Origin of the sequence: Dorea amylophila (genome assembly GCF_025567265.1) — a bacterium.
Lineage (GTDB): Bacteria > Bacillota > Clostridia > Lachnospirales > Lachnospiraceae > Dorea_A > Dorea_A amylophila.
Map to the genome: position 1 here is coordinate 105,071 of NZ_JAOQJW010000003.1, position 13,781 is coordinate 118,851.

Sequence of the window (13,781 nt, forward strand, 5' to 3'; positions counted from 1 at the left end):
CCTTTATCGTTTTTTCACCGATAAAGGCATCTTCATTTTATTCATTATTTATTTTTATATTTTTCGATGTACATGCAATATTATACAGATCTCCATTTCCATCCACGAGATATAAATGAATATTGTATGCCCCTTCTGGTGAATCATATCCACTTATGTTGATATTACCTTTCCATACATCTCCATCATACATCGCCAATGGTACCCACTGAAGATCACTCTGATCATCATATTTCCAAACTGCCGCCATGATAGACTGTATTCCCTTATCCGCATACTGTACTTTTTTTACTGTGATTGGAATTTCTTCTGTTTCAGCATTGTATTTTCCTGCCTTAGCCTTCGCTGTCGGATCCGTCTGCGCAGCTATCTCTTCTTCATATTTTTTCTTATCTATCTGTGCCATCTGATTCAATAATTTAGACTTTCTTTTCAATTCTTTTTCTTCTTTTTCGATTCCAAACCGCTCTGTTAAAGTCTGTTGTGTCGAATATAAATTCGTTCCAAGTCCCAGACGATCACCCTCTATCTCAACTCCCATTGCAGCAAGTGTTGTCGGAAAATTATCAAAGGTCGTATAATTTCTTTTCTCATTAGTTTGTTTCTCTGCTCCGGCATTAATATATGTGGTGTAGACCCGTCTTTCGTAATCCTTATCCACATCCTCACAAAAGTCACTGTCCATCGTTGGATGATCTCCTGATATGACGATCGTTGTATCTGCAGCAAAATCCTGCTGCTGTACCCAGTCAACAAATTCTTTTACTTGTCTGCTTGAACAAGCCATTACATTCGCATACTGATTATCTCCGAATGTATCCGGACAAATATCACATACATATCCATCTTCAAAATGTGTATCCACTGTCAGCATCGTAAGATTAAACGGATTATCCTGCTGAGACAGTTCTAATAATTTTTCTTTTGCAAATCCGAACAATTTTTCATCTTCATATCCCCACCAGACTTTATAATCTTCCGAAATCAGACCATTATCATGTGCATAATCGTAATCCATGATGTCATATTGACCATGATCTGTAAAATATAATTTTCGTCCACCGAATGTTGCTTCTGAACCGATTAAAAGTGTCTGTGAGTATCCTTCGTTTTGAAGAATATCTCCCAACGTTGTTATTCCCGGGAAAAATGAATCCTGCGTATCCATACCATTCGCATCAATCGAGGTATTCAACGGCAGCCCCGATGTCTGCCCAAACATCGCCCCCATCGTCCAAGTCGTCCCCGGCATGGAATAGCCGCCATTCAATTTATTGCTTTTCCCTGAAAAATCTTCATTTTCCTGAGCAAGCTGTGTCAGTTCCGGAATTACATTCTGTTTAAATGCACCACCGTTTTCTTTGTCTGCATACGTCATTTCCATTGATTCCAGGAAAATATATATCAAATTACGCTTCTGCTCCGGAAAGGTAATATTTACACTTGACGGATCTATATAATTATCATCAATAAATGTAGAATATGTACTCTGCCCCTTCATATAATTCGAAACATCTAATCCATTCCATGTTACACCTACTGTAATTCCTGTCACTGCAACAGCTCCTGCAAAACATACTATAGCAATTTTCTTCAAGATTCCTGCATGCTTTCTATTTGCCGCTATTACAAAAAGAATACATCCCAAAATCAATATCGCCGGAACTGCACATTCATTACAATAGTCTTTGATCATATCGGTGTTTGTACCCTCTAAAGGTGCTGTAAGATGATATACCAGTTCATCCATTGTCAGATTTGTCCATGTTTTAAACATCCATTTTGCACTGAATGCAAGAAGCGATGCTAACAACGCCAGTATTGTGCTTAAAACCAGCCCTGCAACTAAGATTATCTTATGTTTTTTCTTCATTATTCTTCTCTTTTCACTTAATTTTTCGTTTTTAGACGGAAAACATTATATACAATTTTTACAAGTGTTACAACCAAAATCATTAAAATTTCATCTTTTTTTCACACTTTATACAAATTACTTTTTAAACACAACCAACCTCTGCCCCCCATAATTAAATACCACAAATGCTCCCATTCCAACCAGCATAGACAGATTTTCCTGCACACTCTTACTCTGATTATGAAGGATCCATGACACAACCGGCTTCGCCATCCCATATGCCAACAGATAACATATTGTAATATTTATCACGAACATTCCCAGCTGCTTCCAGGATTTTTCTTTATTCTGGAACGTAAAGTATTTATTCAGGAAATAACTCACAATACTTCCCACCACATAATTCGATGCAGAAGATACCCAGTAGCTCAGATGCAAAAGATTATAAGCAGCAAACATTACCCCTGTACCCACCAGAGTATTCACAATTCCCACCAATACAAATTTCCAGAATGTAATATCCAGCATATTTTTTATTTTTTCTTTCATAATTACCTATTCTTCCCTTCTCGTTGTTTCACATTTCTAATGTTCATAACAGTATTCAACTTCTTATTATGAATCATATATTATTACAGACCAAGACACAACAAACGGCTTATGTCACACACAAGCCGCCTGTCATATTTCCTTATTACTTTTTCTTACTCTCCAAGCCCGCTTTCGACCGCATCCATCATTGCTTTCATGGCCTCTTCTTCATCTTCCCCGTCGCAGATAAGCTCGATTTCATCTCCCGATTTCACGCATGCTCCAAGGACACTCAATACACTTTTCGCATTTGCTGCAGTGTCATCGTTATACATGAATTCTACTTTGCATTTGTATCTGCTTGCTATGTTACAGAACATCCCTGCAGGTCTGAGATGCAGTCCCGTCGGATTTGTTATTGTAACTTTCTGTCTGATCATAATGTATTCTCCCCATTTCTGTCTGTTATTCGCTCTGGCCGTTCTGATTGTTTTCATCTGTCTTTGACTGACTGCTGTTCTGGCTTTCACCCTGTGTTTTACTGCTCTGCTTTGAATTTTCAAGTGTGATCTCCACATTCACTTCATTCACAAGTGTGCAGCCATCCGGCAGTTCGACAGACACCGGAACAGTATATGTACCAGGCTCTGTATAATTCTTAAGATCAATGCTGACTTTCTTCGCAGGTGAGAACAGATTCAGCACATCATTCGGTCCCTTCACCTGTATCTCCAGATCAACGGTAGATCCGTAATTGATGCTCAGTCCGTCCGCTATATTCTCCAGGATGATCGATCCTGTCGATATCTCAAAGCTCTTTGTTCCCGGCTGTTGTACCTGGATGGATATTACCACCTTATTCGCATTCTCTTCCGCAAGGGACACACCGCTCGGAAGATAAGATGAGATATCAATGGTCTGCTCCGTTCTCTGTGTCAGTTTTTCCAATTTCAGGGCACTCGGTGGAATATCGATCTCCGAGATCTCGGCAAGCGTACTCTTATCACCTGTCACTTCCACTTCCTGCGGTTCTACCGTAATCTTGCCAAGTTTATACCCTTCTGCTGCCGACACCTCTGATGTATCCACTTTAAGCGGCACACTTTTTACCTGAAGCAGTTCTACCTCAACACTGACACCTTCTTTTCCAAGGTTGTTTGCAAGAAGTGTCTGGTCGATCACATTATTATTGGCATCATACAGTACCAGTTTCGCTTCTACTGTCTCATCTTCGGATAATCCGGATACGTTTGCTTCTGCTGTTACTTTTGCAATATTGTTAATGATTCTCTTCGGTCCGCGAAGTGTTACTTTTTCTGGAAGTGCTTTCAGGCTTCCCACTTCATATCCGTTTCTTACCGTTCCTGTTGTTGTCGGTGTGATTGGGAAATTATTCTTCGCTTCCTCATCGATCTGGATCTGCAGGTTTCTTGGATTTGCCGTTGCCTTTTCATATTTTCCTGTATATCCTTTGACCGTTACTTCAATCGGCACCTGTGTACGAAGCGTCAGTTCTTTCATGTTCGCTGTCGCAACAATATCCTCTGTCCTGATCTTATCCAGTACCGACCGCTGTGCCGTAACTGTTACATTAATCTCCTGTGTGTTATCCACGATCTGATACGTATTATTATTGTCTGTAATCACTTCTTCATGCGTTACCTGCACCGGGATATTGGAAAATGTCTTGTCATCCACCGGATCATCGATATTCACTACAACCAGCCATAAGAATGCCGCAATCAGGAAAGCCAGTATTTTCAGCGCAAGATTGTTAGTTATTCTTTTTCGCATGCTTCCGCCATCCTTTCCACATTGCCTTTATTCTGTTGGTTTCACTGCTCTTATGCTGTACTTCTTCCAGCTTCGCACGAAGTTCTGCTTCATTGATACTTCTTGTAAGCTCTCCTCCCTGTGCGACTGACACAGCTCCTGTCTCTTCTGATACCGTAATGACCAGTGCATCACTGACTTCGCTCATTCCTACTGCCGCACGGTGTCTGGTGCCCAGATCCTTGCTGATCCCCATATTATCCGAGAGGGGAAGATAGCAGGTTGCCGAGACGATCCTGTCACCTCTTACGATGATCGCACCATCATGAAGCGGTGTATTATGTTCGAAAATATTGATCAGCACCTGACTCGATACCAGGCAGTCCATCTGGATTCCGGTACTTTCATATTCCGTAAGCCGTATTGCCTGTTCTACGACGATCAGAGCCCCTGTCTTGACTTTTCCCATAGCAAAGCATGCACGGATAATATCCTCTCTTGTCTCTTCACTGAAACGTATCTCCCGGTTCTGTTCAAAAGGAACAACTGATGTCAGGAATTGCTTCTCTCCAAGCTTTTCCAATGCCCTCCGCAGTTCCGGCTGAAATACTACAATTGCCGCTGTAGCCATGACCGTCAGTGAATTTCTCGCGATAAATAGGATCGTATGCATCTTGAATATAGCTGCGAGAAGAATAAAGCCCGCAAGTACAATGATTCCTCTGAGCAGCATCCATGCTTTCGTATTCTTTATCCATATGATGATCTGATAGATCAGAAAAGTGAGGATCAGAACTTCTATGATATCTGTGATATGCACTCTCGGAATATAAAGTCCAATTCCATATTTATCAATAAAATCTGCAATTGTCTGTCCCATTCCTCTCACCTCCCTGCATGGTTTTTAATGATTTTTTCTGTCTTTCTATCTTTTTCTGCGGTTGCCTGCATGAAATTCATTTTCCAGACTCTGTGTCAGAAGCATCTTATCTACATCTTTCATGTCATGCTTTTTCGGTGCCGGTCCTCTCTTCGGCGAATGCTTTCTTGCCTGACTTGCCCGGATCTGTGCCGGACTTCTGTAGTCTGCATCACCATATGACGGCTTCCGTTCTGCTTCTCTTTTCTGTCCATGTCCCGCATGTACTTCCAGATCGATGGCTTTTGTCTCTTCTTCCGCCGTATCCTGCGACAAACGTTTTACCGCTTCTGCATCGATGATCTCCGTCTCCTGACGTTCATTGATTTTCTTCACAGTCTTCTCCGGCGTTGTCATGGCAACCTTCGGTATTGCTTTTACATAGTAATAATATTCATCGTCTTCAAACTGCAGACGTTCACTTCTTGCATAATCTACCGAGAACAGGAATAATTCCAGCACAAGTCCTGCAACGGCTGCCACAATATTTCCTATGATCAGCGGACCATAGGAGGTGTTTACGCCCAGTGCAATACTTCCCATTGCCGTTACGACCACATTGGCAATTGCTCCCGCAATAATCCCAATCTTCCAGGCATGATCCAGTTCCTGTCTGCGGATGGTATAAATGATAAAAAATCCAATGATAAATGCAACTATGTAGAGCCACATTTCTTTATTCTGGAACACTTTCTGTACGTATGTGCTGATCTCGGCAAGCATTGCCTTACTTCCAGACGTCTTAGATGCCGCACTTATTTTCTTAAGATATTCCATCATATAATATACAACAGTTCCACATCCCATCGGTACAAGACTTACCGGTGTATAGATCAATGCACATGCAACCGGTACCACAAACGGTATCTTAAGTGCAAATGCAATTGGTGTCAGAAGCACAACAAATGCCATCTTCGGTGCCAGTCTGATATAAAATATATACATGATCAGGAAGATCAGTGCAGACACTGCGAATATACCTATGGACGCTGCCAGTGTATGTGCAAGCAGCAGTATCGTTGCAAGTACCACTAGAACCGCCGGCGGCAGGAAAGTAGCAACCACAGCCAGCCCCAGAGAGATCACCGGTGAGGAAAGTGATTTCATAAATCCTGTATTCTGATTGATCATTGTAAATATTATCATTGCCAGTATGAACTGAAAGGCTTTATCAAACGATTTGGAATGCTTCCCATAAACCGCTTCTATTCTTTCACGTATTACATATATATTGTCCATCTATCTTTTCTCCTTTTCATACATTTTCAGCAGTTGAATCAGATTATGATTATACTTTTTCACTCTTTTCCTTGCCTTTTTGTGTTTCTCATTATAAATGTGACTGGCAATTCCGCAATATACGATCACCACACCCACATAGCCTGCCAGAATGATCAGAAAAAGGAACAGGATCAGACCATTCGACATATTACTCATTATATCCTCCACACCGGCCAGTAAAAGCAGCGCCACCAGACACACATAACCGACTGATACGCTCAGAAATGCATATATAACGTGCAGGCTTGCATAATCTTTTCTATAATAGGAACTGATCTTAAAATCTTCTTTTCCATAAGTCTCTTCATAGAGAGCAAGCTTTGTCATTAATTTTACTTTTCTCTCATCTAACATATATCCACCTCAACATGATATTAATTCCATTAAAAACATCATTTTAAGTATAACAAATATCAGTACCCTTGTCCAATACTTATAGTTAAAAAATAAACCTTCTCCACGCCTTTTTCCTTTAATGCTTTTGCCGCCGCATCCAGTGTATTGCCGGTCGTATATATGTCATCCACCAGCAGCACCTTCCGGACAGGGCGAAATGCCGGTGTTACCGCAAATGCATTTTTCAGGTTCTTTTTTCTCTCATTATGTCCAAGTTTCTTCTGCGGACTGGTCTTCTTTCTTCTTGCCAGGCTTTTACTGTCCACTGGAATGCACAGCAACCTTCCCAGGTTTTCTGCAAGAATCTGTGCCTGATTATACCCCCGTTTTCTACGTCTCGCCCGGTGCAGCGGAACCGGTATGATCACATCCGGGTTCCATCGCCGGATTTCTTTCTGAAAATTTTTCACGAGTTCCTGACTGTACAGTTCCCCGTATCTTCTCTGATTGTGGTATTTGAACTGATAGATAGATTGATTCACAGGAGCTTTATGATTCCATAAGCTTAATCCCTGCTCATAATAATGATGTGTATGCATACAGTCATAACAGTATTCCTTTTCCATACTACGGATCTGCTTGCCGCATTGCATACACCTTGGTTCTCTGATTCTTAAGAATTCCAGCCTTTCCCTGCATTCTGTACAGATGCCCTCTTTACAGACTTTCTGACAGAATGGACAGGTTTCCGGCCAGAACAGAACAATTATATTTTCTTTGATATCTTGTATGATACTTTTATTCATTAAATTCACGGATTCGCTCTGCGAGACTCGTATTGCGGTTCTGCTGGTTTGTGTTTTGTATCATCTCCTGGAATACGCTTTCACTTCCGATCACCGTCACACATTTTCTCGCTCTTGTGACAGCCGTATAGAGCAGATTTCTATAATAAAGCTGTCTTGGTCCCTGTAACAAAGGGATAATGACTGCAGGATATTCGCTTCCCTGCGCTTTATGGATTGTGATCGCATAAGCCAGTTCCAGTTCATCCAGCAGATTGTATGGATATTTTACCTGCTTCTTTTCATCATATTCGACCGTCACGGTCTCTTCATATGTATTGATCTTTTTGATGATCCCCATATCCCCGTTAAATACACCGATCCCTTTATCGATCGTCATTCCGTACCGGGTGGTGATCTCCCACTCAAGCTGGTAATTATTCTTGATCTGCATCACCTTATCCCCCTCACGGAACAGATGATCTCCATATTCTTTTTCCTGTTTGCCAGGCTTCGGCGGATTCAGATATTCCTGCAGGATCTTATTGATCCGTTCCACTCCGAGCAGGCCCTTTCGCATCGGCGTCAGAACCTGAATGTCTGCTTCTGATGCAGATACGAATTTGGGAAGTTTCTTCTGGATCAGTGTGATGATATTACTGATGATCATATTTGTATCATCACGTTTCAGGAAGAAGAAATCCATGCTTTTGTTATCCAACACAACCGGTTCACCCCGATTGATCTTGTGGGCATTGACGATAATATCACTTTCGCCTGCCTGCCGGAATATCTTCGTAAGCTTTACCACCGGAAAACATCCGGATGAAATAATGTCTTTCAGTACGCTTCCCGGTCCTACACTCGGAAGCTGGTTCACATCTCCCACCAGAATCACACGGGTTCCCGGCACGATCGCATTCAAAAGTGCATACATCAACGGCAGATCTACCATTGACATCTCGTCTATGATGATCACATCTGCTTCCAGCGGATTCTCTGCATTGCGCTGGAAACCACCAACTGTCTCATCATCCGGATTACCGGACACTTCCAACAGCCGGTGAATCGTCTGTGCCTCGCATCCGGTTGCTTCCGTCATACGCTTTGCTGCTCTCCCTGTCGGTGCTGCCAGATAGATGTCCAGTCCTTCGCTTTCGAAGAAATGAATCATCGCATTGATGGTCGTTGTCTTACCAGTACCCGGTCCTCCGGTCAGTATCATCAGACCATGCCTGACTGCTTCCATTACTGCATCTTTCTGCATCTCGTCCAGATACAGTTCTGTGTTCTTTTCAATCTGATTGATCCTGTGAAGAAGTGTCACATCAGCTGCTTCAAAATCAAGATTCAGATCATGCAGCATCTTCGCAGTATTCAACTCCATATAATAATAATGGGAAGTATACACTCTCACCCCCTGCTCTGACTGCTTCATGACGATCTTCTTTTCCATCATAAGATCCATAAGATACTTTTCCATATCTTGTATCTGTACTCCAAGAAGGTCTCCCGTCTCTTTCAGCAACACGTCCTGATACAGATAGACGTGTCCTTCATTCACACTCTGTTGTAAGGTATAAAAGATTCCGCTGCGGATCCGGAAATCAGAATCTGTGTGTATGCCAATCTTCATTGCAATCTCATCGGCAGTCTTAAATCCCACTCCCGGCACATGGTCTGCCAGATGATACGGATTCTCCTCTATCGTGCGGTAGACATTACGTCCGTAATGCTGATAGATCTTTGCTGCCAGTGTTGTAGAAATGCCGAATTTCTGCAGATAGATCATTGCCTGCCGCATATCCTTCTTCTCTTCTACCTGTGAAGCGATCTCTCTTGCTTTCCGTTCACTGATTCCTTTGATCTCTGCCAGTCGTTCCGGCTCCTCTTCGATGATCCGGAAGGTATCTTCTTTGAATTTTTTCACTATCTTTCCCGCCAGAGAAGCTCCGACTCCTTTGATCGCACCGGAACCCAGATACCGTTCGATGGATACCAGATCTTCCGGCTCACATATCTCCGATTCCTCCACAGCGAACTGAAGGCCATACATCTTATGCGTTGTATAGCCTCCTTTCAGTCTTAACAGTTCACCTTCTTCAATATAATGAAAACTTCCGACACAGGTCACTTCTCCATCTGAATTATTCAGATGGAATACCGTGTACCCGTTGTCTTCATTGCGGTAAACAATATGTTCTACGTATCCTTTTATTTCTTCCATTCGATTTCACTCACCCGGATTCCTATCTGAATCTAGATTCCTTTTCTGTCACCCATAAACTCTACGTATTCTCCGGTTCCGATGGCAACAACCTTCATCGGATCATCCGCCGTCATCGTGTTGATGCCTGTCTTTTCCTCGATCAGTTCTTCCATACCACGTAACATAGATCCGCCTCCGGTCAGCATAATCCCTCTGTCAAGGATATCTGCGGAAAGCTCCGGTGGTGTTCTCTCCAGCACGCTGATAACAGCTTCTACGATCTGTCCCGTTGTCTCCCGGAGTGCTTCTTCTGTCTCTGTCGAAGTTACCGTTACCGTCTTCGGAAGTCCTGTTACCAGGTTTCTTCCTCTGACTTCCAGCGTCTCATCTTCGATCATTGGATAGGTTGTACCGATCTTGATTTTAATATCTTCCGCTGTTCTTTCACCGATCAGAAGATTATGTTTTTTTCGCATATAGCGGACGATTGCCTCGTCGAAATCATCTCCGGCAATCTTTAAGGATGTATTTACAACCGTTCCGCCAAGTGAAATGACGGCAATATCGGATGTACCTCCGCCGATGTCAACGATCATATTGCCACACGGCTTTGAGATATCGATTCCCGCACCGATTGCTGCCGCAACCGGTTCTTCGATCAGATGTACCTCTCTTGCTCCTGCTGCATAAGTTGCTTCCTCCACTGCCTTGCGTTCCACTTCTGTAACCCCGCTTGGTACACAGATACTGATTCTCGGCTTCTTGAATGTACGCTTTCCAAGTGTTTTCTGCACGAAATATTTGATCATTTTTTCTGTTACTGTATAGTCTGATATCACGCCCTGTCTCAAAGGTCTGACTGCCACAATATTTCCCGGAGTTCTTCCAAGCATCAGTCTTGCTTCTTCTCCGATCGCCTTGATTGCATTCGTATCTCTGTCATACGCTACAACAGAAGGCTCTTTTAAAATAACACCCTTTCCTTTTACATACACCAGTACGCTGGCGGTTCCCAAATCAATTCCAAGATCTACTGACATTCCCAATTCTCCCTTCATCAAGCTGTCTATATTCCTATCTTTGGTGAGATATGATTATATCACATGCTATTTTTGAGCATGTTCCCATTATAATCAAAATCATTTAAAATAAAAAGACCCATTTTGCTTAAATCTTTATGAACCTTTTTACATAAATATTACAATATGACGAATCCGGACGATGCATTGAACAAAATGTCATATTTCTACCGTTCCAGCATTGGTTTTATATACTTTCCGGTATAGGATACCGGACTTTCCGCAACTTCTTCCGGTGTTCCCTCTGCGATCACGGTTCCGCCTTTGTCACCGCCTTCCGGACCGATATCGATGATATAATCTGCGGTCTTTATCACATCCAGATTGTGCTCGATCACAATGACTGTATTCCCATCTTCTGTCAATCTGTGGAGAATCTCTGTCAACTTATGCACATCGGCAAAATGCAGTCCCGTCGTCGGCTCGTCCAGAATATAGATTGTCTTTCCCGTACTTCTCTTACTCAGCTCTGTTGCCAGCTTGATACGCTGGGCTTCTCCGCCGGACAGAGTCGTAGACGGCTGTCCCAGACGGATATAAGAAAGCCCGACATCATACAAGGTCTCCATCTTTCTGCGGATACTTGGTACATTTTCAAAGAAATGCATTGCTTCTTCTACGGTCATGTCCAGAACATCATAGATATTCTTTCCTTTGTATTTCACTTCCAGTGTCTCTCTGTTGTAACGTCTTCCCTTACATACTTCACATGGAACATAGACATCCGGCAGGAAATGCATCTCGATCTTGATGATTCCATCTCCGCTGCAGGCCTCACATCGTCCTCCTTTGACGTTAAAACTGAATCTTCCTTTCTTATAGCCTCTTGCTTTTGCATCCGGTGTTGCTGCAAACAGATCCCTGATCAGGTCAAATACTCCGGTATAGGTTGCCGGATTGGATCTCGGAGTCCGCCCGATTGGAGACTGGTCGATATTGATCACCTTATCCAGCTGTTCCAGTCCCTCGATGCCTTTGTGTCTGCCCGGAATGGTCCTTGCACGGTTCAGGTCTCTTGCCAGACGTTTATAGAGGATCTGGTTCACAAGTGAGCTTTTTCCCGAACCAGACACACCGGTAACACAGGTCATCACGCCAAGCGGAAACTTCACATCTATGTTCTTCAAGTTATTTTCCTGTGCTCCGAGTACTTTCAGCCATCCGGTTGGTTTTCTTCTTACTTCCGGAACCGGGATCCGGATCCGCCCGCTCAGATAGGCTCCGGTTACAGAATTTTCATTCTGCATGATCTCTTCCGCATTTCCGGTTGCAACTACTTCACCGCCATGTTCTCCCGCTCCCGGTCCGATATCCACGATAAAGTCCGCTTCTCTCATAGTATCCTCATCATGCTCGACCACGATCACGGAGTTCCCGAGATCCCGCAGATGTTTTAAAGTTCCAAGCAATTTATCATTGTCTCTCTGATGCAGTCCGATACTTGGTTCATCCAGAATATATGCCACACCTACGAGTCCGGAACCGATCTGTGTTGCCAGACGGATTCTCTGTGCCTCTCCTCCTGAAAGTGTTCCGGTCGATCTTCCAAGTGTCAGATAATTAAGTCCGACATCCATCAGAAACTGGATTCTGGAATTGATCTCCTTTAAAATCTGTCCGCCGATCAGCAATTGCTGGTTCGAAAGTTTCAGTTCTTTTAAAAAGGTCTGCAGTTTTTCAATTGACATTCCTGTCAGTTCGGAAATATTTTTATCTCCTACCGTCACAGCAAGTGCTCCCGGCTTCAGGCGCTGGCCTTTGCACGCAGAACACGGTGTGATATTCATAAACTCTTCGTATTCTGCTTTCATCGTTTCCGACGAAGTCTCCCGGTAACGGCGCTCTACATTGCGGATCAGACCTTCGAATGCCACATCATAGACTCCTTCTCCGCGCTGCCCCTTATAATATACTTTCACTTCTTTGCCGTTTGTCCCATGGATCAGGACATCATGGACTTCCTTCGGATAGTCCTCAAACGGTGTATCTAATGAAAAGCCATATTCTTTGCTCAACGCATCCAGGATCGCATACGTGAAGCTCTTCTTATCCGTGCAGGACTGCCATCCCATAACAGTGATCGCACCTTCACTGATACTGAGACGTTTATCCGGAATCATCAGGTCTTCGTCAAATTCCATCTTGTATCCCAGTCCAAAGCACTCCGGACATGCGCCGAACGGATTGTTGAACGAAAAGCTTCTCGGTTCGATCTCTTCAATACTGATTCCGCAGTCAGGACATGAGAAGCTTTCGCTGAACTGGACCGGTTCCCCGCCGATTACATCCACGGTCATCAGTCCTTCCGCAAGATTCAGTACATTTTCAATGGAATCGGTCAGACGCTGTTCAATACCCTCTTTTACTACCAGACGGTCTACAACAATCTCTATATTGTGCTTGATGTTCTTATCCAGCTTGATCTCTTCCGACAGTTCGTACATATTGTCATCGATCCTGACTCGGACATATCCGCTCTTTCTGGCGCGCTCCAGTAATTTTACATGGGTTCCCTTTCTGCCTCTTACGACCGGTGCCAGCAGCTGTATCTTGGTTCTTTCCGGAAATGCCATCACCTGTTCTACCATCTGATCAACCGTCTGTTTCTTAATCTCGCGCCCACATTTCGGACAATGCGGAATTCCTGCTCTTGCATATAATAACCGGAAATAATCATAGATTTCCGTTACCGTTCCTACGGTAGATCTTGGATTGCGGTTCGTAGATTTCTGATCAATGGAAATAGCCGGAGACAATCCTTCTATACTTTCTACATCCGGTTTTTCCATCTGTCCCAGGAACTGTCTGGCATAAGAAGACAATGATTCCATATATCTTCTCTGTCCTTCCGCATAAATTGTATCAAATGCCAGTGATGATTTTCCTGATCCGCTAAGACCGGTCAATACCACCAGTTTGTCTCTTGGTATGTCTACGTCTACATTCTTCAGATTGTGTTCATTTGCTCCTCTGATCTTGATATATTGTCTTGAATCTTTTTCCTGTGGCATGT

The 13,781-nt window shown here is 43.2% G+C and carries 11 protein-coding genes; all 11 read right to left on the reverse strand.

Going from position 1 to position 13,781, the window contains the following annotated elements; translation table 11 throughout:
• Positions 1–37: 37 nt before the first annotated feature.
• Positions 38–1,873, reverse strand: coding sequence for a sulfatase-like hydrolase/transferase (locus OCV72_RS02400; RefSeq protein ID WP_055281670.1), 1,836 nt, complete (start codon positions 1,871–1,873; stop codon positions 38–40).
• Between the two features lie 117 nt (positions 1,874–1,990).
• Entirely contained in the window at positions 1,991–2,404 is a 414-nt protein-coding gene (locus OCV72_RS02405) for a GtrA family protein (RefSeq protein WP_055281672.1), read from the reverse strand.
• A 155-nt stretch (positions 2,405–2,559) separates the two neighbouring features.
• Entirely contained in the window at positions 2,560–2,826 is a 267-nt protein-coding gene (locus OCV72_RS02410) for an HPr family phosphocarrier protein (protein ID WP_055281752.1), read from the reverse strand.
• A gap of 25 nt (positions 2,827–2,851) precedes the next feature.
• Positions 2,852–4,180, reverse strand: a complete 1,329-nt coding sequence (locus tag OCV72_RS02415; RefSeq protein ID WP_055281674.1) for a CdaR family protein — start codon at positions 4,178–4,180, stop codon at positions 2,852–2,854.
• A complete protein-coding gene (gene cdaA, locus OCV72_RS02420) occupies positions 4,161–5,039 on the reverse strand; it encodes a diadenylate cyclase CdaA (RefSeq protein WP_055281676.1) in 879 nt (292 codons plus the stop codon). Before cdaA ends, OCV72_RS02415 begins: the two co-directional genes overlap by 20 nt.
• A 45-nt stretch (positions 5,040–5,084) precedes the next feature.
• The gene (locus OCV72_RS02425; RefSeq protein ID WP_055281679.1) at positions 5,085–6,317 is read right to left on the reverse strand and encodes a hypothetical protein; all 1,233 of its coding nucleotides are present in this window, start codon (positions 6,315–6,317) and stop codon (positions 5,085–5,087) included.
• Complete coding sequence (locus OCV72_RS02430; protein ID WP_028087429.1) at positions 6,318–6,713, reverse strand: hypothetical protein; 396 nt, start codon at positions 6,711–6,713, stop codon at positions 6,318–6,320.
• A gap of 59 nt (positions 6,714–6,772) precedes the next feature.
• Entirely contained in the window at positions 6,773–7,501 is a 729-nt protein-coding gene (locus OCV72_RS02435; RefSeq protein ID WP_055281681.1) for a ComF family protein, read from the reverse strand.
• Positions 7,494–9,707 (reverse strand): SF1B family DNA helicase RecD2, encoded by a 2,214-nt coding sequence (gene recD2, locus OCV72_RS02440; protein WP_055281684.1) that lies wholly within the window; start codon positions 9,705–9,707, stop codon positions 7,494–7,496. The genes OCV72_RS02435 and recD2 overlap by 8 nt, the downstream gene beginning before the upstream one ends.
• A gap of 32 nt (positions 9,708–9,739) precedes the next feature.
• Positions 9,740–10,729 (reverse strand): rod shape-determining protein, encoded by a 990-nt coding sequence (gene mreB, locus OCV72_RS02445; RefSeq protein WP_028087432.1) that lies wholly within the window; start codon positions 10,727–10,729, stop codon positions 9,740–9,742.
• 206 nt (positions 10,730–10,935) lie between these two features.
• Positions 10,936–13,779, reverse strand: a complete 2,844-nt coding sequence (gene uvrA, locus OCV72_RS02450; protein ID WP_055281686.1) for an excinuclease ABC subunit UvrA — start codon at positions 13,777–13,779, stop codon at positions 10,936–10,938.
• Positions 13,780–13,781 lie beyond the last annotated feature (2 nt).